Origin of the sequence: Blautia wexlerae (assembly GCF_013300825.1) — a bacterium.
Lineage (GTDB): Bacteria > Bacillota > Clostridia > Lachnospirales > Lachnospiraceae > Blautia_A > Blautia_A wexlerae_B.
On record NZ_JAAIMY010000030.1, the window covers coordinates 13,877 to 36,619 of the forward strand.

A 22,743-nucleotide genomic window follows, 5' to 3' on the forward strand; every position below is an offset into this window, starting at 1 on the left:
ATCCGATTAAACAAACTATAAAGGAGATATAATAATGGCAGAATTAGAGAAAAAACCTGTTAAAATTGTGGAAACCATTCTCCGTGATGCTCATCAGTCCCAGATCGCAACACGTATGACCACAGAACAGATGCTTCCGATCGTAGATAAACTTGATAAAGTCGGCTATCACGCAGTAGAGTGCTGGGGTGGTGCAACATTCGATGCATCCCTTCGTTTCCTTCATGAAGATCCATGGGAAAGACTCCGTAAATTACGTGACGGCTTCAAGAACACAAAACTTCAGATGCTTTTCCGTGGACAGAATATCCTTGGATACCGTCCATACGCAGATGACGTTGTAGAATACTTCGTACAGAAATCTGCTGCAAACGGAATCGACATCATCCGTATTTTTGACTGTCTCAATGACCTTCGTAACTTGCAGACAGCAGTAAGCGCTGCAAACAAAGAGAAGGCTCATGCACAGGTAGCTCTTTCCTACACATTAGGAGATGCTTACACACTGGAATACTGGACAGACATTGCAAAACGTATCGAAGATATGGGCGCTGATTCCATCTGTATCAAAGATATGGCAGGTCTTCTCCTTCCAAACAAAGCTACAGAGCTTGTAACAGCATTAAAAGAAACAGTTAAGATCCCGATCGACCTTCATACACATTACACCTCAGGTGTAGCTTCCATGACTTACTTAAAAGCAGTAGAAGCAGGTGTGGATATCATCGATACAGCAATGTCTCCATTTGCACTGGGAACATCCCAGCCTGCAACAGAGGTTATGGTTGAGACATTCAAGGATACACCATACGACACAGGATTTGATCAGAAGCTTCTCTCCGAGATCGCTGACTACTTCCGTCCGATCCGTGACGAAGCTCTTGACAGCGGACTGCTCAATCCTAAGAACCTTGGTGTTAACATCAAGACTTTACTGTATCAGGTACCGGGCGGTATGCTCTCCAACCTGACTTCCCAGCTGAAAGAACAGCACGCAGAAGACAAATTCTACGATGTTCTCGAGGAAGTTCCGCGTGTACGTAAAGACCTTGGTGAACCGCCGCTTGTTACTCCGTCTTCTCAGATCGTTGGTACACAGGCTGTATTCAACGTACTTATGGGCGAGAGATACAAAATGGTTACAAAAGAAACAAAAGATATCCTGTTAGGAAAATACGGCGCAACTGTAAAACCGTTCAATCCGGAAGTACAGAAGAAGTGCATCGGCGATGAGAAACCGATCACATGCCGTCCTGCAGACCTTCTTGACAACGAGCTTGAGAAACTTGAGAGCGAAATGGCTCAGTACAAGGAACAGGATGAAGACGTATTAACATACGCACTGTTCCCACAGGTAGCTATGGACTTCTTCAAATATCGTCAGGCTCAGAAAACAAAAGTTGACGAAAAAGCAGCTGACAAAAAGAACGGAGCTTATCCTGTATAATTAAATATGTCCAAACGAAAAAAGGAGCTTGCGCAAGCAGGCTCCTTTGCGTTATTATAAAGAAATATGATAAAGATACAGGAAGGAATATTCCATGAGTAAAGTTTTAATTATCGGCGGCGGTGCCGCCGGAATGATGGCGGGGGTTTTCGTAGCCCGTAACCATCATGAAGTTCATATATTGGAGAAGAACGAGAAACTGGGCAAGAAAGTATTCATCACAGGAAAAGGCAGATGCAATGTGACAAATGCCTGCGACACAGAAGAACTCTTTCCTGCAATGATGAGCAATCCCAAGTTCCTCTACAGCGGCTTCTATTCATTTACCCCTCAGGATGTAATGGAGTTCTTTGAGAAAGCAGGTGTCCCTCTGAAGGTAGAGCGTGGAAACCGCGTATTTCCACAGTCTGACCATTCCTCGGACATCATCCGCGCACTGGAGCGTGAGCTGAAGAAAGCAGGAGCAAAGATTCATCTTCACACTGCTGTACAGGAAATCATAAAGAAACCGGTAACGGAATTTGTAACAGATTCAGCAAATACCCTGGAATCAGAAGCCACATTAACAGAATCAGGATCTGATGCAGGAAAAGGCAGAAAAGGAAAAAAATCACCTGACATACAGCAGGAGAAGATTACAGGAGTTATTCTCACAGATGGTACCTTCATAGAAGGCGATGCAGTCATTGTAGCCACAGGTGGATTTTCCTATCAGAGTACCGGCTCCACAGGTGACGGATACCGCTTTGCAAGAGAACTGGGACTGAAAGTCACAGACATTGCCCCCTCTCTTGTCCCATTAAAGACAAAAGAAGACTATATCCCTAAGCTTCAGGGACTTTCCCTTAAGAATACAGGTCTCACCATAAAGAATGGAAAGAAAGTGCTCTATGAGGATTTCGGAGAGATGATGTTTACCCATTTCGGAGTCACAGGTCCAATGATCCTGTCCGCCAGTGCCCACATCGGTGCAAAACTGGCGAAAGCACCAAATGGCGAACTGTCCGTATATCTGGATCTGAAGCCGGCACTCACCAGAGAACAGTTGGACGCCAGAATCCTGCGTGAATTTGAAGCAGGACCAAACAAACAGTTCAAGAACGTGATCGGCGTACTTTTCCCGTCATCCCTGACCCCGGTAATGCTGGAACTGGGCGGAATCCCGGAAGAGAAAAAAATCCACGACATTTCCAGAGAAGAACGCCAGCACTTCATTGACCTTATCAAAGCATTCCCGTTCACCATCACAGGAATGGGCGAGTTCAAAGAAGCCATCATCACCAGAGGTGGCGTCTCTGTCAAAGAGATCAATCCGGGCACAATGGAATCAAAGAAAATCTCAGGTCTTTACTTCGCAGGTGAGGTACTGGATCTGGACGCAGTGACAGGTGGATATAACTTACAGATCGCCTGGTCTACCGCATATCTGGCAGCGCAGGCTATACAGTAAGCTGAAACAAGCAGATGATGAGTACCTTGTAGGTGGATTATATCTATGATATGATTCAGCTATACGTTATTTAACGATTCATAAACATCAATCAATAATAAAACAGAGAAAATTTGTCTAAATAATAGAAACAGGAGGAACCGTGAAAATGGGATGTAACATAGCTATCGACGGACCTGCAGGAGCAGGAAAGAGCACCATCGCAAAGAAAGTAGCAAAAGAATTATCATTTATCTATGTAGACACAGGAGCCATGTACAGAGCAATGGCCTTATATCTTCTGAACCATGGCGTAAACGGAGAAAATCAGGAAGAGATCGAGGCTGTATGTTCCGGCGCTGACATCTCCATCGAATACAAAAACGGAGAACAGATTGTCATCCTCAATGGTGAGAACGTAAACACTATGATCCGTACAGAACAGGTAGGAAACATGGCATCCAAAAGCTCCGCAAACCCGAAAGTCAGAGCCCACCTTCTGAAGCTTCAGAGAACCCTGGCAGAGAAAAACGACGTAGTCATGGACGGAAGAGACATCGGTACAACCATCCTTCCAAACGCAGAAGTAAAGATCTACCTCACAGCAGGCGCAGACACCAGAGCAAAGAGAAGAGCACTGGAATATGAGCAGAAAGGTGAGCCTTTCGACCTGGATCAGATCCGAAAAGACATCATCGAGCGTGACCAGCGAGACATGAACCGCGAAATCTCCCCTCTGAAACAGGCAGATGACGCAGTGCTCGTAGATTCCTCGGAAATGGGAATTGATGATGTTGTAGATGCTATTCTTAATGTATATAAAGAAAAGGTACAGAAATAAGAGTCAGGCGGACGGAAGTCAATCGGTTAAATTCCAGAAGAATGGCAATGAATATAAATTAAGAGGATTTATTTATGAAAGTTAAAGTAGCAGAGACAGCAGGCTTCTGCTTTGGCGTCAAACGGGCAGTAGACAAAGTCTACGAACTGATCGGCACAGAACAGAAACCAATCTACACTCTGGGCCCGATTATCCACAATGAAGGCGTAGTAGCGGATCTTGAAGCCCGTGGCGTCCACGTTATCACAGAAGCAGACCTGGATTCCCCGGATGACACCCTGCAGAACGGAACAGTAGTCATCCGCTCTCACGGCGTAGGCAAACCCATCTACGATAAGCTGAAAGAAAAAAACATCTCCTACGTAGATGTTACCTGCCCCTTCGTCCTGAAAATCCACAGGATCGTGGAAAAAGAAAGCCTTGCAGGAAACCACATCATCATCATCGGTGACAAAGACCACCCCGAAGTACAGGGCATCTGCGGCTGGTGTCAGGGACCGTACACGGTGCTCAGAAACAAAGAAGAAGCCGAAGCATTTGTACCCCCAAAAGGCAAAAAAATAAGTATTGTGTCCCAGACGACATTTAATTACAACAAATTTAAAGATTTAGTTGAAATTCTTTGCAAAAAGAGGTATGATAATAATGTTTTAAATATTCTCAATATTTTAAACACTATTTGTAATGCTACCGAAGAACGGCAGAGAGAAGCAAAAAACATAGCCGGAGAGGTAGACACTATGCTGGTCGTAGGCGGCCGGCACAGTTCCAATACTCAAAAGCTGTTTGAAATATGTAAAAAGGAATGTGGAAATACTTACTATATACAAACACCTGTAGACTTGGATTCTGAAATGTTCCAATGCAGTAGTTATGTAGGTATTACAGCAGGGGCTTCCACCCCAAACAAAATTATTGAGGAGGTTCAAGAACATGTCAGAATTAAGTTTTGAACAAATGCTGGAAGATTCCGTAAAGACTATCAGAAATGGAGAGATTGTACAGGGTACTGTCATCGATGTTAAAGAAGATGAGATTATTCTGAATATCGGTTATAAAGCAGACGGTATTATCACAAAGAACGAATACTCTAACGATGCAAGCCTTGTACTCACAGATGCTGTCCACGTTGGAGACACAATGGAAGCAAAAGTTCTCAAAGTCAATGACGGAGAAGGTCAGGTAACTCTTACTTACAAGAGACTGGCAGCAGAGAAAGGAAACAAACGTCTTGAAGAAGCATTTGAGAATCAGGAAGTATTAAAAGCTCCTGTAACTCAGGTACTTGACGGTGGACTTTGTGTAAACGTAGACGAAGCAAGAGTATTCATTCCTGCAAGCCTCGTTTCCGACACATATGAGAAAGACCTTTCCAAATATGCAGATCAGGAGATCGAATTCGTTATCACAGAATTCAACCCGAGAAGACGCCGCATCATCGGTAACCGCAAGCAGCTTCTTCTCGCTGAGAAAGCAGAGAAACAGAAAGAATTAATGGAGAGAATCCATGTTGGCGATACAGTTGAAGGAACTGTTAAGAATGTTACAGATTTCGGTGCATTCATCGATCTGGGCGGAGCTGACGGACTTCTTCACATTTCCGAAATGTCCTGGGGCAGAGTAGAGAACCCGAAGAAAGTATTCACTGTTGGCGATAAAGTCAAAGTTCTTATCAAAGAGATCAACGGAGAGAAGATCGCACTTTCCCTTAAATTCCCGGAAGCAAATCCATGGCTCACAGCAGCTGAGGACTTCGCTGTAGGAAACGTAGTTAAAGGTAAAGTTGCACGTATGACAGACTTCGGTGCATTCGTAGAGCTTGCACCGGGAGTAGATGCACTCCTTCACGTATCCCAGATTTCCAGAGAGCACGTTGCCAAACCTTCAGACGTACTTTCCATCGGACAGGAGATCGAAGCTAAGGTTGTTGACTTCAACGGCGAAGACAAGAAAATCAGCCTGAGCATGAAAGCTCTTGAGGCACCGGCTGAGGAAGCTGCAGAAGAATAATTGCCAATAGAATAATTATGATTATTTCAGTACCGTCTTTGCAGGACTTAGCTTATGCAAAGGCGGTGCTTTGCGTTATGTCCGCTTTCTGTGAGGTGACAAGAAATAAGCCGTAAGAACGATTGACTTTTAACCGAATCAAGTAAGTCCCCTGCTTCAATTGCGAGGAGCAATAAGCAGTGGGTGGGACTTGCTTGTATCAGGAGGGGTACAAGCCCCTCCTGATAAACTGCGGAGCAGTTATTCGGTTATGAGCAAGTAGCGAAAGCGGATTGCGAATATCCGATTGACCTCATACTGCGATAAAATAAAATCAATTTATGTAAAAAACTATGAAAAAAAGAAAAGGGAAATAGCAAATGTTAGACAATCAGGATAAGAAGTTTGAAATCAGCAAGGCGCAGCCAGCTAACATTAAACCACAGGATACGATTGACTTACTGGGTAAGATATCCAATGTGGTATGTGATGCAGGTGCGCACAGGCACCGAAGAGAACATCCGCTGCCAGTGTCAGCGGTTAATAAGCAACAATGTCTTAGAACGCTGCTTTATCCCATATTACCAACAGAAGAAACGATTTCAGGGCGAATGGCATATCCAGGAAAGAATCCTCTTTCCCGGGTATGTCTTTTTAATTGCTCAAAATCTGGAATGTCTGTCCGAAAGTCTCAGAAAAGTCATCGGAATGACCAGGCTGTTGGGAACAGGGGAAGATATCATTCCATTATCTCAGGAAGAAGTAAACCTGCTTCTGAAACTGGGAAAGGAAGAACAGTTAGTAGCCATGTCCACAGGGATCATAGAGAGTGATCAGGTAAGAATACTTACAGGTCCGCTTCAGGGCATGGAAGGCTGTATCAGAAAAATTGACAGACATAAAAGAAAAGCCCGCGTTTCCGTAGAAATGTTCGGAAGGAGTGTAGACATGGAGGTCGGGCTGGAAATTATTTCAAAAGTTACACAAGAGGAGTTTATGAATGGAAAAGAAAAACAAAACAACGAAAATACTGATGCATGATATTCCGCTCAGACTGATCAAGGTGCTGAATATTATCTGTCTGACGATTCCCTTTGCCGGATGCTGGTACGGATATTATTCCGGACAGATGAAAGACGGCTTCTATAACAGAGGAAATCTTTTAATGATCGCTCTCTTTATGCTTGTATATTTCCTTTTTGCAAGAATATATAATGCATTTCTAATATCCGTGAACCGGATTTCTGAAATGGTATACAGTCAGGTGCTGGCAGCACTGATTACAGATGGCATCAGTTATCTTATCATTGCACTGCTTGTAAAAGGCTTTCCCAATATCATACCGGGAGTCATGGCCATTGCCGGTCAGATAGTAATGTCACTGATCTGGTGTTTCCTGGCTCATCGCTGGTACTTCAGAAGTTTCCCGCCGCAGAAGACAATGATCGTTTACGATGTCAGAGAAGGAATGGAGAAGCTTATAGATCAGTACGATCTGGAATGCAAATTTGAAGTTACGGAGATTATCCAGGTAACAGATGTCATTAATCATCTCGAAAAACTGAATACCATAGAAACTGTTTTCCTCAGCGGCATTCACAGCCACGAGAGAAACATCATTCTGAAATATTGCATTGAACATCGTATACAGGTCTATGTGATACCAAGAGTGGGAGATGTACTGATGAGCGGAGCACAGAAGGTACATATGTTCCATCTTCCAATGCTGCGCACAGGAAGATACAACCCGCAGCCGGAATACCTGATCCTGAAACGGCTGGCAGATCTGGTGATCGCAGGTATAGCTACTGTCATTCTTTCTCCGATAATGATTATCACAGCCATTGCAATCAAAGCATATGACAGGGGCCCTGTATTCTATTCTCAGATACGTCTCACACAGGACGGGAAGGAATTCGGAGTCCTGAAATTCCGTTCCATGAAAGTAAATGCGGAAAAAGATGGTGTGGCGAGACTCTCAAGCGGAGAAAATGATCCAAGGATCACTCCTGTAGGGCGCATTATCAGAAAATGCAGGATCGACGAATTACCACAGCTGCTGAATATCCTGAAAGGTGATATGACAATTGTAGGGCCAAGACCTGAAAGGCCGTCCATTGCCGCAGAATATGAGAAGGTCATGCCGGAATTCCGTCTGCGTCTGCAGGCCAAGGCAGGTCTGACAGGATATGCTCAGGTTTACGGCAAATACAATACAACACCATATGACAAACTTCTGATGGATCTGATGTACATCAGCCATGCAAATCTGCTGGATGATCTCTTCATCATGTTTGCAACAGTGAAGATCCTTTTCATGCCGGAAAGCACAGAAGGTGTGGCAGAAGGACAGACAACCGCAATGGAAGAGAACACATGCTGTGATAAGGAGGAGAAATTAAACGGATAGCCGTAAGAAAGGGGAATCTATGCCGACAATATCGATTATCACCCCGGCTTACAATTGTGAGAAATATCTGGAGGAAGCTGTGGACAGTGTGCTGTCCCAGACAATGACTGACTGGGAAATGCTCATCATTGATGACTGCTCCGTTGATAATACTTATTCCTGTATGCAGAAACTTGCACAGAGGGACAGCAGGATCCGGATTTTCAGAAATATGCAGAATGCAGGTGCGGCAGCTACAAGAAATTACGGGATCCGTCAGGCAAGGGGCCGATGGATCGCATTCCTTGACAGCGACGACCTGTGGAGAACAGATAAACTGCAGAAACAGATGGAACTTCTGGATAAATATCCGGAAGCTTCTTTTTTATTTACCGGATCTGCCTTCATCGAAGATGATGGCATGACTATAGCCCATACTCTCCATGTACCGGAGAAAGTCAGCCGCCGGAAGTTACTGAGCCAGAATGTGATCTCCTGTTCCTCAGTTCTCATAAAAAGGGAACTGATGCTGAAGCATCCCATGCCGGAAGAAGACGGGATTCATGAGGACTTTGCCACATGGCTGTCTGTCCTTACAGAAGTTCCCCTGGCTTACAGTGTAGATGAGCCTCTGCTGATCTACCGCAGGGCACTGGCATCCAAATCCGGCGAAAAAGGCAAATCTGCCCGCATGAACTGGCAGACCTATATACATGCAGGCATTCCTTTGAGAAAAAGGATTTTCTGCATGGCAGGCTATACCTTTCACGGTTTATACAAATATCAGCAGCTCTGGTGGAGAAGTTACCGTCTGATGATGCGGAAAGAACGCTTCAAGAAGCTCTTTCTTATGGTCATGACAGTAATCCTGCTTTTACTCTGGACCGCAGTCTTCAGCTATGCATGGTTTCATTATTACAACTTCCGGAGAGTCATCGGAAGACGGTATTTCTTCTGGGGCTATGTAACACTGCTGGCACTTTATGCTGCATTAAACCTTCTGATCGGAAAAGTATTCTCCGCATTCCGGGTGATCCATCAGCAGTGGATAGAGATTGTGCTCTCCCATGGTTATACAGTGATACTGGCAAACGCAGCAACCTATCTGGAACTGGCACTGATCGGCCGGTGGAAATTCATGATGTATATCACACCAATGTTGGCTGTGACAGCAGTAAATTTCCTGACCGGTCTTATCTGGTCTGCTCTGCTTCGCTGGCTCTATGCCAATATCTACCCTGCACATGAGGTCCTTCTCATATATGGTAAACAGAACACGGCAGCTCTCGAGCGGGAACTGAACAGCCAGAGGGAACGCTATCACCTGAAAACAAAGCTTCCCCTTAATGCCGGAAAAGAGAAGATCATCCGGGAGATCAACAGGCATGAATCAGTAATGCTGGGAGATATGTCTCCTGCAGACAGAGAATTCTATATTCAGTACTGCTATGAGCACAAAAAAAGATGCTATTGCCAGACAACACTGTCAGACATCCTGCTTATGAGCTCTGAGAAACTCTCCCTGTCAGACATGACCTTACAGTTATTCAGAAACTGCGGTCTTACAGTAGAGCAGAGAATAGTCAAAAGACTCTTTGACATCTGTCTCTCCCTGCTGGTCATGACAGCATTTTCATGGCTGTATCTGCTGATCGCACTTTTCATAAAGCTGACAGATGGCGGACCGGTCCTGACCTGGCAGGAATGCCTCACCAGAAACGGAAAGCATTTCAGGCAGTACAAATTCCGGACAACTCCTGCTGGAAATACAGAACTCAATCCGACAGAATGGATACGGGGAGGTTATTTCCTCATGATCTCTCATCTTGATGAGCTGCCACAGTTCTTCAATGTTCTCAAGGGAGAGATGTCTGTGGTTGGCCCTTATCCGGAGAGAGTCCTGACAGCAGAGAAATACGAAAAAAATCATCCGGAATTCGCATACCGTCTGTCTGTAAAAGCCGGTCTCACCGGCTATGCCAAAGTACATGGCAAATACAGCAGCTCTAAGAAAAACCAGTTAAAAATGGATTTCTACTATATACAGAATTATTCTTTTGCCCTTGACCTGAGTATTATGGCAGCCACCCTGAAGGTGCTGTTAGAACCCCACAGGCAGAGCAGAAAAAAGGAACCATAAGCCAATGAAAAAGAAAAACTTACAACCAGTGAAAATCACAAAAGACTGCATTCAGGCAGAAATCACATTTGACACTGTGGCAGTGATCCGTTCCGACCACTCCCTGTGGCTGTTACATCCTCTTACTTCGGAGATGTGCTGTAAATTCAGGAAAAGACAAAGAGAGGGACGAAGACCATACTGGGATGAGACTGAATTTGGTCCCCAACCGAAGTTTAAGAAACTTATGGAAAATGTATCGATGATCTCTGCAGCAGCGATGACACTGGCTGTGGTCAAAACAGACGGAACTCTCCTTGTATGGGACAGAATGCAGTCCGGCTGTGAAGACAGGCCCCATTTTGTGAAAATAGCAGACGGAATAAAGACAGCAGAATCCGAAGATGGCGTTCTCCTGGCAATAAGCCGGGCAGGGACGCTTTTATATTGGAAAAAACAGGAACAAAACAGCAGCTGCGGACCACCTGAGAAACTTATGGAACATGTGAAACAGGTATCTGCCGGAGTCGGTCACTACGCAGCCCTGACAGAAGACGGAAGCCTCTGGATGTGGGGAAAAAATGACTGCGCCCAGCTGGGTGACGGAACCCACACAGACAGACATAAGCCCCAAAAGATCATGGAACATGTAATCCAGATATCTCTCGGAGCCAGACACAGTGCTGCCGTAGATACACGACATCGGCTGTGGATGTGGGGGGATAACACCCTCGGGCAGTTGGGAACCCACCTGCCCGGCAGCAGGAAAAAGCCTGTAATGGTGATGAGGAATGTGAGGGAAGTATCACTTGGATATTCACATACAGGAGTGCTCGACCAGAAGGATCAGATTTGGATGTGTGGGTTTAACGGGAAATACGGAGCCCTTGGAAACACAGAATACCGAAATTGCAGGAGACTGCGGAAGATGAAGCAGGGTGGTTTCAACGTGAAAAACCTGAAACTGCAGGCAGACCGGGCAGTTCTTGTCAGTGACGGAGGGGATGTGTTTGTGTGGGGGTAGGATATATCTTGTTTATGCCGGAGTCTACAGAGGGTGTCAGCGAGGGTTCAATTACCGCCATGAGTGACAAAACGCACGAAAACTTAGCAAAAATCCGCCAAAAGTGGAATCTGACATAATCACAGGGATTACCGTGACAGTATCATTCGCGAGGCAGGTTTGGTGCAAATTCGAGCGATGGTGAGCCAATGATAACTTCATCTGATGGAGAGGTTGGTCATGGAGATAAGGTGTAAAACTAGAAAAATAATATAGAGAGCTTTAGGAAAAAGGAATGTCTCAGGCTCCTTGAGATTGAGTCTGGGCTTGTTTTTGTGGGAGAGAGGAAAAAATGCTGGTAACAGTTTTAACTGTCGCATTTAATGCGGAAAAGACCATCGCAAGGACGATGGTGTCTGTATTGAATCAGACCTATAAAGAAATTGAATACATTGTCATTGATGGTGCTTCTAAAGACAAAACTGTAGAAGTGGCTAAAAGCTATCAAGCGGCATTTGAAAATACTCCTGGACGGAGCCTAACCATAATATCCGAGCCTGATAAAGGAATGTATGACGGATTGAATAAAGGAGCTAGGATGGCACATGGCGTACTGGTGGGACAGATTAATGCCGATGACTGGTATGAGCCGGATGCTGTTGAAACAATGGTTGAGCTTTATAACAAGGAAAAGTATGACGCTGCATGGGGAAGTATTCGGATTAAAAAAAAATCCGGCGACATGATCAAACATGCACACATTGGTAAGCTGTGGTCTACCAGTGGCTGGTGTCATCCGGGAATGTTCAGTCGGAAAGAAACGCTACTTTATTTTCCATACGCATTGGAAACCATGTATGACGATTTTGATTACATTACCGCTGTTCACCAAGCAGGCAAGAAAATAGTTACTATAGATAAAGTTATCAGCAATTTTGCGTTTGGTGATGGTGGGCAGAGTACTAAGAAAAGCCTGAAAGAAGTTAAGCGGCGTGTTGGTGTTACATATGGCATCTATAAAAAATATGGCATGAGTAAGGGTTACTGGTTTTATAGATGGGCGTATGAGCTTGTAAAATATGTGGCGGGGTAAAAAATGAGGGTTCTATTAATAAATGAAGTTTTCGGTACAACGAGTACTGGAAAAATATGCGCTCAGATTGCAGAACAAATGGAAGCAGAGGGTCATGAAGTTAAAGTCGCCTTTGGTAGGTGGCCTGATGTTCCTGAAAAATACCAACGGTTTGCTCACTATATCGGCTCTGACTTTGAAGTAAAGCTACACGCCATCCAGACTCGCCTTTTCGATACTCATGGATTTGGTTCCAAGGGGGCAACCCGGGAGTTTCTGAAATGGGCAGAAGAATATAAGCCCAACCTACTATGGCTGCACAACCTGCACGGCTACTACATTAACGTGGAAATGCTGTTTGATTGGATAAAAAAGCACCCAGAAATGCAGGTGAAATGGACGCTTCACGACTGCTGGGCCTTTACCGGGCATTGTTCACATTTTTCTTTCGTTCAGTGTGATGAGTGGAAGATCCGATGTGAAAATTGCTCGCAGATGCGGAGTTATCCGTCCTGCTATTTGCGGGGGAATGTTGGAAAGAATTATGATCGGAAGCATAATGCGTTTACTGGCGTTCCTAATATGACACTTGTTACTCCTAGCAAGTGGCTTGCAGAATTAACACGTCAAAGTTTTCTGAAGGAGTATTCAGTAGAAGTACACTACAATACTATTGACTTAGGAATATTCAAGCCAACAGCTAGTGATTTTAGAGAACGACTGAGAGCAACGGATAAGTTAATTGTACTTGGAGTGGCAAATGTTTGGAATAATCGAAAAGGGTTGGATGATTTTTATGAGTTAGCAAGGATGTTAAACTCGCAAGCATTGATTGTCTTGGTGGGATTGACAAAAAAGCAGATGAAAAGTCTTCTGCCAAATATGCGAGGATTCGAGCGCACAAACAGTCCACAAGAGCTAGCTGAGTTATACACGACTGCTGATGTGTTTGTGAACCCAACTTACGAGGATAATTATCCTACAGTAAATTTAGAGGCACAAGCATGTGGGACTCCAGTTATTGCCTATGACGCAGGCGGAACAAAAGAAACGTTGAATCTAAAAGAATCAAGGGTTGTACCGGTAGGAGAAATTGAAGAATTGTACCAAGGGGTTATGAAGATGCGAGACAACAAGTTTAAAAATATGGGGGGGGGTACTGCTCCTTCTCGGTAATTATTATCATACAATTAATGTTTCTCACCGCGACAAGGGAAAGGCGGTGGCGGCATGATTAACAAAGCAAAGAAGGTTGCATATATAGGTGGATGCTGGTCTACAAATGTAGGAAATGGCTTTTTTAATCTCGGTGCCGATTATGTGCTTAAGCAAGTATTTGGAACTGAGAATGTCAATATGGTCATGGATCAATCAGCGTTTACTCCAGGCTGGAAGCGTAAAAAAGGCAACATCCCATGGGCAATAAACTATTGGGAGCATCTAAATGTTGACTATGTCGTCCTTTTGGGTCCTATTTTAACAGAAGCTTTTATAGCAATATGGAAACCAACACTGGATATATTGAAAACACGCGGAATCCGATATGCAATTATGTCGGCAGGCATGATGAAGTATGATGACAATGTGATTTCTGAAATTAAGGATTATTTTGCCCAAAACCCACCTTATGTGATTACGACACGTGATCGCGCAACTTATGATACGTACAAGGATTCAGTCACAAGGATATATGACGGTATTTGCTTCGCTTTTTTTGTGCCCGATTATTACAAACCGTTTACGAATGACCTTGGGGATATAATGGCATTAAACTTTGACAAAATTGATGAACCCTACATATATATTGATGAGCCTGAGAAGAAAACAGATATTGACTTTAATTTTGAGGGAAATCACTTTGGCATGAAATTCAAAGGCTTATCAGGTATAGGATTAAAGACGGATAGGTTCACGGATGCTTTGATTTATGCTATGAGTCCGTTGCCAAGAGGTAAGCGGACCGATAAAGTCGGAGCATACACTGTTATTCGTCCGGATCATAGATATAATCCAATGTTCATAAGGAAGGTTTTTAGATATTCAAATAGTTTCTGTGCGGATATTCCGCACACATATGCAGATGTGTATGCTAATTCGAAATTGACGATTTCAGATCGTGTTCATGCCTGCGCTTTGACACTAGCATATGGCAATTCGGCTTTTCTCCTTGCGAAAACAGGGCGAAGTGGATTGCTTGCAAGGGTTGGTGCAGAAGAGGTCACACAACACCCAGTAAGGATTGACGTGGGTAATCTGACTAGAGAAAAAGAAAATTTGATTAGTTGGCTAAAGACAGTAGAGTGGTAATGGAGAAAAGTGTGATGAAAGGAATGCGAATTCTAATTATTAACGAGGTTTGCGGCACGGGGAGCACTGGCAAGATCTGTGCTGATATAGCGCGACAATATGAAGAAAAAGGATATGAGGCCAAGATAGCGTATGGTCGTAAAAGTTATGTCCCTGATAACTGCAAACAGTATGCAATTAGAATAGGTAAATCAGCTGATGTCTATTTCCATGCGTTGAAAACGATGGTGCTTGATCAACATGGTTTCGGCTCGACTTATGCCACAAAAAAGTTTCTGAAATGGGCAGATGATTATAATCCAGATATAATATGGCTTCATAATCTTCATGGTTATTATATAAATGTTGAATTACTCTTTCAATGGATAAAGAGGAAAAACGTCGAAGTGAAATGGACGCTACATGATTGTTGGGCGTTCACAGGTCATTGCACACATTTTTTAATAGCTAATTGTGACAAATGGAAAACTCAGTGCAAGCAGTGTCCACAGAAAGGGCGGTATCCAGCAAGTAGATTTTTAGATAATTCTGAGAGCAATTACAAGAGAAAGAGAGAAGCCTTTGGAGGAGTGGAAAATCTGACATTAATTACGCCGTCCCAATGGCTGGCTGATCTGACACGTTACAGTTTTCTTAGAGAGTATCCAGTAGAAGTTAAATACAATCGTATTAATACAGATGTCTTTAAACCGACAGCAAGTAAGTTTAGATACAAATATAATATTGAGAATAAAACCATGATCCTTTGTGTGGCAAGTCGCTGGAGTAAGCGGAAAGGAATCGATGATGTTATTCAGCTCTCAAAGAAGATCAATGAGAATACAGTGATCGTTATGGTTGGGGTGGATAGGAAGCAGCTGAAAGAATTGCCGAATAATATAATCGGAATCAACCGAACAGAAAATGCTCATCAGTTGGCTGAAATCTATACTGCGGCTGACTTGCTTTTTAATCCGACTAGAGAAGACACCTATCCGACAGTTAATCTTGAAGCAGAGGCGTGTGGAACAAAAGTTATTACCTATGACGCAGGAGGTAGCAAAGAAACTTTGCACAATCCAAAGTCGGCAGCAATACCAGTAGGAAATTATAGTGATGTTTTGAAATACATATAAAGGAGAAGTAAAAATGACGATTTTTCAGAGTTCAGCTTATTTTGAATCTTTTGGAATAACACCTTTGTGGTATGAGAAGAATTCCTTGAGAATTCCTTATGAAAAAGGAGGGGGGGGGTGACTTTTGAAAGTACTTTGTTGCGGAGCGAAGATATAAGTGCAGATTTCATTTCAAGTGCATTATCGGAATTGAAAGCAAATCAATTAGTATTTCGTAAAATCATTGGCTGCAATAATAAGAATATACATTCTCATGCAGTATGGAGAGAGGTTTCTCAAGACTATATTTTGGATTTGAGACAATTTCATGAGCCGATGGAATATTTAGGATCGATGGGAAAAAAGACGCGGCAGCATTTAAAGAATTATCGAAGCAGGTTAAATAGAGCATGTGAGTTTGATTCATTGAAAGTATTTGAGATGACTGGGAATGAGCATAATAAAGATGAATTCTATGCGGCAGCAAATCGAATATATGAAATGAACGAGTTAAGATGTGTTGAAAAGGGGTTTCATGCAGGAACAAAGAAAGAATGGATAGATGTAGCCTATAAAAGTGGAAAACTTGTTTTATATAGGCTGAATGACCGCATCATTGCGGGAACCTTGATGACATATGATGGAAAACAAGCTTTTTTACATTCAATTGCTCACGATCCTCAATATGACAACTGGAATATTGGAAGTTTGGTTCTGCTGGATACAATATCTTATGCGATAAATGATGGAATCCTATTCTTTCACTTTTTGTGGGGGAAATGCGAATATAAGACTCGTTTTTTAGCAGTCGAATATCCACTCTATGATTTGATTATCTATAGAAAGTGGCTTCCATACATAATTGCGAAAGAAAAGGCAACTTTTAATGAAGTGGTGATAAAGGGAAAGAATGTTTTGCGTCCGTATTATAGAAAGATTAGAAAGTTGAAATCGGGAGGAAAGCAAGATTGAAAATAGCGTTTAGCTGGGATGATGGAGCACTAGAGGATCAAAAGCTGTTCGAGCTGCATGAAAAATATGGAATTCCTGGGATGTTTTTTGTCCCTACAAGAAATTGTGAGGGGAGAGAAGTACTCACACCCGAAATGATGCGTGCGGCAGAATCTGAATGTGTTCGATTTGGTGGACATACGGAAAACCACACTTATCTAACGAGTATTCCGTTGGAAGAAGTCGAGCAAGAGGTTCTTTTAAATAAGGTTTTTCTGGAACATACGCTGGGACATGAAATTGAGGATTTCTGCTTGCCAGGTGGAAAATATACTCCTGAGATACTTGATATTGTTAATAAGCATTACAAAACCATTAGAACAGCAGATACTATGAATTTCAAGTACACTGGCGGCGAACTGAAGCCGGCAATCCATTTTTATCCTCGTGGTAGTAAGTCACTGCTTGGAAATGCCATAAGGAATAGGAGTATACCACAGGGAGCATATATTGCATTACATTATAAAATGAATTATTTTGAGCTGGTTTCTAGCTTAATCAGAAATGAGCAGAGAAAAGAAGATAGTGTAGTAATGGTATGGGGACATAGTTGGGAGTTAGAAAAAGAACATCTATGGGGCGAACTGGAAAAATTAATGAAGCAGGATTTTGTGAAGAAAAATGCTGTGGGTTATCAAGAGTGCTTTAGGCGGTAAATGAGGATGAAGATAGTACATATTTGCCTTTGCGGGGCAATGACTGATGGTTTCAATTACCAGGAAAATGTTATTACAAAGTATCACAAGAGAATGGAATACGATGTAACGATAATTGCATCACAATGGATTTGGGATTCTGCTGGAAAACTGCAAAAAACAGATACAACGGATTATATCAATGATGACGGCGTAAAAATGGTTCGGCTGCCAATAAAGCATGGAACAGTCAATAGTCGATTGAAAACATATCCTAACCTATATGGCGCAGTTGAAAAAGAGCAACCGGATATTCTCTTTATTCATGATTGCCAGTTCCTTGACATTAGGAAATTAGCAGTCTACGCAAGGAAGCATCCAAGTGTAAGAGTATATGTTGATAATCATGTTGATTATTCAAATGGAGCACATGGCTGGCTCTCAAGAAATTTGCTTCATAAAGGTTTATGGCGAATATGTGTGAAGAAAATTGAACCTTACGTTACTAAATTCTATGGGGTGCTTCCTGCTAGAGTCGAATTTCTGAAAGAAATGTATGGACTGCCAGCAAATAAATGTGAACTTCTTGTAATGGGAGCAGATGATGAATTGGTTGAGAAAGCAGCATCAACTCGTGAGACTATAAGAAACAAATATGATATACAAAGCGATGACTTTCTTGTGGTCACGGGCGGAAAAATCAACCAGTTTAGGCCAGAAACATTGGAACTGATGTCGGCTGTAGCAGAAAGCAAATATAGAAGGATTAAAATGTTAATATTCGGCAGTGTGGAGGAAACACTAAAACCACGATTTGATAGCCTATGTAAAAATGATAGGCTTCAGTTTGTGGGCTGGCAAAATGTAGAAAATACATACTGTTTAATGAACGCAGCAGACCTTATAGTTTTTCCAGGATTGCACTCTGTAATGTGGGAGCAAGCTGTTGCGTTAGGAATTCCTTGTGTATTTCGAGATATTGAGGGCTTTCACCATGTTGATCTAGGGGGAAACGCTGTTTTCCTAAAGGATGTTACAGAGGACTCCTTAAAGAAAACGATTGAAGACTTGTATTCGTCGCCGGACGAATATAGGCGAATGAAGGATATTGCAAGCCGAAAAGGAATGCAATACTTTTCATATAAAAACATATCTAAAAGAAGTATTGAAAAATAAAACGGAGGAAAAGGAAATGTCTCTCTACGAAAAGATCGTTTCTAAACAAGAAAAACTTGCGCTGGTTGGTTTGGGCTATGTTGGTATGCCCATTGCCGTTGCTTTTGCAAAGAAGGTTGACGTCATTGGCTTTGACCTGAATAGTGAAAAAATCAACTTGTATAAGCAGGGAATTGATCCGACAAAAGAAGTCGGTGATGCTGCAATCAAAAAGACCACTGTGGACTTCACGGATGACGCAACAAAGTTGAAAGAAGCTAAGTTCATTATCGTTGCTGTACCGACTCCGGTTAATACGGATCATACTCCTGACTTGACGCCGGTTATCGGTGCTTCCGAAATAGTTGGTCGAAATCTGACGAAAGGCTCCATTGTTGTTTACGAGTCAACAGTCTATCCCGGTTGCACTGAAGATGTCTGCATTCCAATTCTTGAAAAGGAATCGGGTATGAAGTGTGGTGCAGACTTCAAGATTGGCTATTCTCCTGAGCGTATCAATCCGGGTGACAAGGTACATCGTCTCGAAAATATCCGAAAGATTGTTTCCGGTATGGATGCGGAAACCTGCGAAGAGATCAAAAACATGTATGACTTGGTTATTGAAGTCGGTACTTATCCTGTTTCCAACATCAAAACAGCAGAGGCAGTGAAGGTTGTAGAAAACAGCCAGCGTGATATTAATATTGCGTTTATGAATGAACTGGCAATGGTCTTTGATCGGATGGGTATCGATACCAATGAAGTTGTTGACGGCATGAATACCAAATGGAATGCACTGGGCTTCCGCCCTGGCTTAGTTGGTGGCCACTGCATTGGTGTTGATCCGTACTACTTCACATACGAAGCGGAAAAGCTGGGCTATCACAGTCAGATTATTCTGAATGGACGTATTGTCAACGACAGCATGGGTGCATATGTTGCTGATGCTGCAATTAAGAAAATGATTGAAGCGGATCAGGCACCTAAGAAGTCCAAGGTCGTGATTCTGGGACTTACTTTTAAGGAAAACTGCCCGGATACTCGTAATAGCAAGGTGAATGATATCATCAAGCATCTCAAGACTTATGGCATTGATCCTGTCGTAGTTGATCCATGGGCAAGTGAACGTGATGCCATGCGTGAATATGGTGTTCAGTTACATGGCATGGAAGATGCAAGGGATGCGGATTGCGTTATTGTGGCGGTGGCACATAACGAGTTTAAGGCAATGAGCCTTGATGATATCAAGAAACTCTATAAGACCAGCGCAGACGATGAGAAAGTTCTGCTTGATGTGAAGGGGCTTTATACTGTGAAGGCTCTTGATGAGTCCGGTATGCGTTATTGGAGATTGTAATGAACTATTGATTATATACATCTGATGCGTGAATATAATCATGATACTTATTGTGTGGAAAAAACTCAGGCTGGTGTGGCTTGTGGGATATAGGTCTTTGAGCAATACGATAAAGTGTCTAGCCAGCTGTGAGTGAGGAGACGTATCATGGTAGAAAAAAAGGATTCTAAAGTCTATACACTGTTAATATTGTTTTCAGTATTAACAGTGTTATTTCAGACTCCGCAATTAATGGGAATTCGAGGCATAAACTACATAATTTGGCCGGCATTCGTTTTCATACTGATTGCTTTTCAAAAATTAAAAATTGAATATACCAGATTCGGAAAGACATTCCTTATAGTGTATTCTATGATTGCAATCCAATGTGTAGCGTGCAGTTTCTTTAATGACACATATCTTAGTAGTAATTATTTGAAAATTACTTTCTTGCCGTTATGCATGTATTGGATAGGCATTCAATTATACAAGTGGAGTGATGAAGAATTTATGCAACGGTTCTTTTGGGGCTATTTGATTGCAACAGTTCTATTAGCGATTACGCTTCAAATGGAATATGTACCATCCCTAACAGCATGGAAAAGCATCAAGTCATATTTGTATGACGAAAAGAATTCGGCTGCGCAGATACTATCGTCAGGCATTCTGGTGTCAATCTTTGGAATCAAAGGGAAGAAAAAACTTCAACTATGCACGAGAATAGCTTTTGCATTTTATCTTTTTGTTGTCATAGGATTATTGCAATGTCGAACTGCAATGCTTGCTTTAGCAGCAGCAATTTTTGTATATGTATTTATGAAAACAAAACATAAAGGCATAGCAATAGGATTGTTATCAGTAGCTCTGGTTCTTCTATACAATATTCCGATTGTGAATACCTTTATAAGACAGGCATTTTTGCTGAATAAATATCAAGGCGCAGATTTAAATACTTTTTCTAGCGGAAGATTAGCGAACTATTTTAAAACACTCGATGCTTTTTGGGAACATCCAATTTTGGGAAACGGACATTGGTATGTTGATGAGTTCTTTATATGTGTTTTGGCTGAACTAGGTATTGTTACGGGTGGAGCACTGATTCTTCTTTGGCTTTCTAGAATGATTAAGAGTATTTGTAGTACAAGAATGAGCCAATTTGGATTTCTCTTGTTAACGATGACTATCTATTATACGTTTACTTCTATCCTTGAAGCATATCCACCATTTGGCCCTGGAAGTTGCTCATTTCTGTTTTGGATAATAAATGGGTTTGTGGATATAGAATGCAATACGGCAGGAGGATATATAGTAGAAAATGAAAGAGCAAGAGAAGAAACTTAAAAGAAATCTAGTGTATCAAACAATTTATCAGATTCTTACGACTATCACACCACTAATAACCTCACCATATATTTCAAGAGTTTTGGGGGCAAAAAGCTTAGGTGTGTTTTCATATACAAATGCTAACGCCTCATACTTCGCTATGTTTGCTATTCTAGGATTGGCCAATTATGGATGCAGGATTATCGCACAACACAAAGATGATATAGAGAAAAGAAATAAAATATTTAGCGAGCTTTTTGCCATGCAAATTCTTACGGGTTTTATTGCCTTTGTTTTGTATGGCTTTTATCTCTTACTTTTCACAAAAGATAATATTGCTGTAGCAATATTGCAGGGAATGTGGATTCTTGCATCATGGTTGGACTTTTCTTGGTTTTTCTTTGGAATAGAGGAATTTCAGTTAACAGTCAAACGGAATATTATAATTAAAGTAATCACAGTTATTTTAATTATTACGTGTGTAAAAAGAAATGATACTGGATTGATTGTCTATACCATGATAATGGCTGGCGGTCAATTCATTAGTTCTATTGCACTAATTCCGTTTTTAAGACGATTTGTGAAATTGAAGAACACGAATTGGAACGCAATTAAAAAACATTTAAAGCCGAATGCGGTTTTGTTTGTTCCAATATTGGCAAGCAGTGTTTTTCATATTATGGATAAAACAATGCTCGGAGCATTAAGTGGATATTCTGAACTTGGATATTATTATAATTCAGATAAACTTATCAATATTCCTATCGGCATTATAACAGGATTTAGTACCGTAATGATGCCAAGACTATCAAATTTGAATGCTAATCATGAAAATGTGAAGAGAAATAAGACGCTAAGATTTTCGTATGAGCTTAACACGTTTTCATCAGTTGCATTAGCATTTGGAATTGCGGCTATCGCAAATGAATTTGTTCCGTTGTTTTTTGGGGAAGGATATGATGAATGTGTAAATCTTGTGTATCTTTTTTCACCAATTTTGATTGTCAAGGGATTGTCAATTTTTTTAAGGATGCAGTACTTGATCCCAATGGAAAGAGAAAAAGGCTATATTGTTGCGATGAGTCTGGGAGCTGTGTCTAATCTTTGTGCTAATTTTATTTTGATACCTAAATTTGGCGCAGAGGGTGCAGTTGTGGGAACATTTATTGCAGAATTTGTTGCTGCCATAGTTGAATACTTTTACTGTAGAGATTGCTTTGAATTTAAACATTCCATACTTGTTACACTGAAATACATAGCATTTGGGTGTGCGATGTTTTGGGCGGTAAGATTAATAGGAAAAATCGAATTGAACATCATTGTTAAGTTGTGCTTGGAAGTAATTACAGGTATTGTTGCTTTTTGTATTCCGAGTTTTCTTGTGCTTTTCTTCAATAGGAAGAGGGCGCGAGAAGCCTCTCGGGATCAGACCCCATGAAATACCGATAAAGAAAATAAACCGGGATTAAAAGTTCTATAAAAGAAACATAAAATATCTTGCAAAAACTTATCATGAGTGATAAAATCTCATAAATGAGTTATCAGAGATGGGATAGGGAGATAAGCAAATGCAGGAGAACATGAAAGAATACC

The 22,743-nt window shown here is 41.9% G+C and carries 19 protein-coding genes; all 19 read left to right on the plus strand.

Annotation, left to right across the window (positions count from 1 at the left end):
* Window positions 1-34: 34 nt before the first annotated feature.
* The 19 genes from G4417_RS13455 to G4417_RS13545 all read left to right on the plus strand — a co-directional run bounded on the left by G4417_RS13455 (window position 35) and on the right by G4417_RS13545 (window position 22,588).
* On the plus strand, window positions 35-1,447 hold the full coding sequence (locus tag G4417_RS13455; RefSeq protein ID WP_008704465.1) for an oxaloacetate decarboxylase subunit alpha: 1,413 nt from the start codon (window positions 35-37) through the stop codon (window positions 1,445-1,447).
* Window positions 1,448-1,541: 94 nt separating this feature from the next.
* A complete protein-coding gene (locus G4417_RS13460) occupies window positions 1,542-2,897 on the plus strand; it encodes an NAD(P)/FAD-dependent oxidoreductase (protein WP_173683841.1) in 1,356 nt (451 codons plus the stop codon).
* Window positions 2,898-3,045: 148 nt separating this feature from the next.
* Window positions 3,046-3,717, plus strand: a complete 672-nt coding sequence (cmk, locus tag G4417_RS13465) for a (d)CMP kinase (RefSeq protein ID WP_173683842.1) — start codon at window positions 3,046-3,048, stop codon at window positions 3,715-3,717.
* Window positions 3,718-3,791: 74 nt separating this feature from the next.
* On the plus strand, window positions 3,792-4,670 hold the full coding sequence (gene ispH, locus G4417_RS13470; RefSeq protein WP_173683843.1) for a 4-hydroxy-3-methylbut-2-enyl diphosphate reductase: 879 nt from the start codon (window positions 3,792-3,794) through the stop codon (window positions 4,668-4,670).
* Window positions 4,651-5,727 carry a 30S ribosomal protein S1 gene (gene rpsA / locus G4417_RS13475; RefSeq protein ID WP_173683844.1) on the plus strand — a complete coding sequence of 359 codons (1,077 nt, stop codon included), beginning with the start codon at window positions 4,651-4,653 and terminating at the stop codon, window positions 5,725-5,727. The genes ispH and rpsA overlap by 20 nt, the downstream gene beginning before the upstream one ends.
* Before the next feature lie 432 nt (window positions 5,728-6,159).
* Window positions 6,160-6,747: an antiterminator LoaP gene (gene loaP / locus G4417_RS13480; RefSeq protein WP_330598377.1), complete on the plus strand. Its 588-nt coding sequence runs from the start codon at window positions 6,160-6,162 to the stop codon at window positions 6,745-6,747.
* Window positions 6,707-8,116 carry a sugar transferase gene (locus G4417_RS13485; protein WP_173683845.1) on the plus strand — a complete coding sequence of 470 codons (1,410 nt, stop codon included), beginning with the start codon at window positions 6,707-6,709 and terminating at the stop codon, window positions 8,114-8,116. Before loaP ends, G4417_RS13485 begins: the two co-directional genes overlap by 41 nt.
* Window positions 8,117-8,135: 19 nt before the next feature.
* A complete protein-coding gene (locus G4417_RS13490) occupies window positions 8,136-10,235 on the plus strand; it encodes a sugar transferase (RefSeq protein WP_173683846.1) in 2,100 nt (699 codons plus the stop codon).
* Window positions 10,236-10,239: 4 nt separating this feature from the next.
* On the plus strand, window positions 10,240-11,238 hold the full coding sequence (locus G4417_RS13495) for an RCC1 domain-containing protein (RefSeq protein WP_173683847.1): 999 nt from the start codon (window positions 10,240-10,242) through the stop codon (window positions 11,236-11,238).
* Between the two features lie 331 nt (window positions 11,239-11,569).
* A complete protein-coding gene (locus tag G4417_RS13500; RefSeq protein WP_173683848.1) occupies window positions 11,570-12,310 on the plus strand; it encodes a glycosyltransferase in 741 nt (246 codons plus the stop codon).
* Between the two features lie 78 nt (window positions 12,311-12,388).
* Entirely contained in the window at window positions 12,389-13,465 is a 1,077-nt protein-coding gene (locus G4417_RS13505; protein ID WP_243872150.1) for a glycosyltransferase, read from the plus strand.
* A gap of 54 nt (window positions 13,466-13,519) precedes the next feature.
* A complete protein-coding gene (locus G4417_RS13510; protein ID WP_173683850.1) occupies window positions 13,520-14,596 on the plus strand; it encodes a polysaccharide pyruvyl transferase family protein in 1,077 nt (358 codons plus the stop codon).
* Window positions 14,596-15,711 (plus strand): glycosyltransferase, encoded by a 1,116-nt coding sequence (locus G4417_RS13515; protein ID WP_243872151.1) that lies wholly within the window; start codon window positions 14,596-14,598, stop codon window positions 15,709-15,711. Before G4417_RS13510 ends, G4417_RS13515 begins: the two co-directional genes overlap by 1 nt.
* Window positions 15,712-15,828: 117 nt before the next feature.
* A complete protein-coding gene (locus G4417_RS13520; RefSeq protein WP_173683851.1) occupies window positions 15,829-16,662 on the plus strand; it encodes a GNAT family N-acetyltransferase in 834 nt (277 codons plus the stop codon).
* On the plus strand, window positions 16,659-17,357 hold the full coding sequence (locus G4417_RS13525; RefSeq protein WP_173683852.1) for a polysaccharide deacetylase family protein: 699 nt from the start codon (window positions 16,659-16,661) through the stop codon (window positions 17,355-17,357). Before G4417_RS13520 ends, G4417_RS13525 begins: the two co-directional genes overlap by 4 nt.
* Window positions 17,358-17,363: 6 nt before the next feature.
* Window positions 17,364-18,512 (plus strand): glycosyltransferase family 4 protein, encoded by a 1,149-nt coding sequence (locus tag G4417_RS13530; protein WP_173683853.1) that lies wholly within the window; start codon window positions 17,364-17,366, stop codon window positions 18,510-18,512.
* 16 nt (window positions 18,513-18,528) lie between these two features.
* Window positions 18,529-19,848 carry a nucleotide sugar dehydrogenase gene (locus G4417_RS13535; RefSeq protein ID WP_173683854.1) on the plus strand — a complete coding sequence of 440 codons (1,320 nt, stop codon included), beginning with the start codon at window positions 18,529-18,531 and terminating at the stop codon, window positions 19,846-19,848.
* A gap of 147 nt (window positions 19,849-19,995) precedes the next feature.
* Window positions 19,996-21,168 carry an O-antigen ligase family protein gene (locus G4417_RS13540; RefSeq protein WP_173683855.1) on the plus strand — a complete coding sequence of 391 codons (1,173 nt, stop codon included), beginning with the start codon at window positions 19,996-19,998 and terminating at the stop codon, window positions 21,166-21,168.
* Window positions 21,143-22,588: a flippase gene (locus G4417_RS13545; RefSeq protein WP_173683856.1), complete on the plus strand. Its 1,446-nt coding sequence runs from the start codon at window positions 21,143-21,145 to the stop codon at window positions 22,586-22,588. Before G4417_RS13540 ends, G4417_RS13545 begins: the two co-directional genes overlap by 26 nt.
* Window positions 22,589-22,743: the final 155 nt, after the last annotated feature.

Excerpts from the sequence above, each read along its gene's own strand:
- G4417_RS13455 (WP_008704465.1), top strand. The coding sequence starts at position 35 with ATGGCAGAATTAGAGAAAAAACCTGTTAAAATTGTGGAAACCATTCTC.
- G4417_RS13460 (WP_173683841.1), top strand. The coding sequence starts at position 1,542 with ATGAGTAAAGTTTTAATTATCGGCGGCGGTGCCGCCGGAATGATGGCG.
- cmk (WP_173683842.1), top strand. The coding sequence starts at position 3,046 with ATGGGATGTAACATAGCTATCGACGGACCTGCAGGAGCAGGAAAGAGC.
- ispH (WP_173683843.1), top strand. The coding sequence starts at position 3,792 with ATGAAAGTTAAAGTAGCAGAGACAGCAGGCTTCTGCTTTGGCGTCAAA.
- rpsA (WP_173683844.1), top strand. The coding sequence starts at position 4,651 with ATGTCAGAATTAAGTTTTGAACAAATGCTGGAAGATTCCGTAAAGACT.
- G4417_RS13485 (WP_173683845.1), top strand. The coding sequence starts at position 6,707 with ATGGAAAAGAAAAACAAAACAACGAAAATACTGATGCATGATATTCCG.
- G4417_RS13490 (WP_173683846.1), top strand. The coding sequence starts at position 8,136 with ATGCCGACAATATCGATTATCACCCCGGCTTACAATTGTGAGAAATAT.
- G4417_RS13495 (WP_173683847.1), top strand. The coding sequence starts at position 10,240 with ATGAAAAAGAAAAACTTACAACCAGTGAAAATCACAAAAGACTGCATT.
- G4417_RS13500 (WP_173683848.1), top strand. The coding sequence starts at position 11,570 with ATGCTGGTAACAGTTTTAACTGTCGCATTTAATGCGGAAAAGACCATC.
- G4417_RS13505 (WP_243872150.1), top strand. The coding sequence starts at position 12,389 with ATGGAAGCAGAGGGTCATGAAGTTAAAGTCGCCTTTGGTAGGTGGCCT.
- G4417_RS13510 (WP_173683850.1), top strand. The coding sequence starts at position 13,520 with ATGATTAACAAAGCAAAGAAGGTTGCATATATAGGTGGATGCTGGTCT.
- G4417_RS13515 (WP_243872151.1), top strand. The coding sequence starts at position 14,596 with ATGGAGAAAAGTGTGATGAAAGGAATGCGAATTCTAATTATTAACGAG.
- G4417_RS13530 (WP_173683853.1), top strand. The coding sequence starts at position 17,364 with ATGAAGATAGTACATATTTGCCTTTGCGGGGCAATGACTGATGGTTTC.
- G4417_RS13535 (WP_173683854.1), top strand. The coding sequence starts at position 18,529 with ATGTCTCTCTACGAAAAGATCGTTTCTAAACAAGAAAAACTTGCGCTG.
- G4417_RS13540 (WP_173683855.1), top strand. The coding sequence starts at position 19,996 with ATGGTAGAAAAAAAGGATTCTAAAGTCTATACACTGTTAATATTGTTT.
- G4417_RS13545 (WP_173683856.1), top strand. The coding sequence starts at position 21,143 with ATGAAAGAGCAAGAGAAGAAACTTAAAAGAAATCTAGTGTATCAAACA.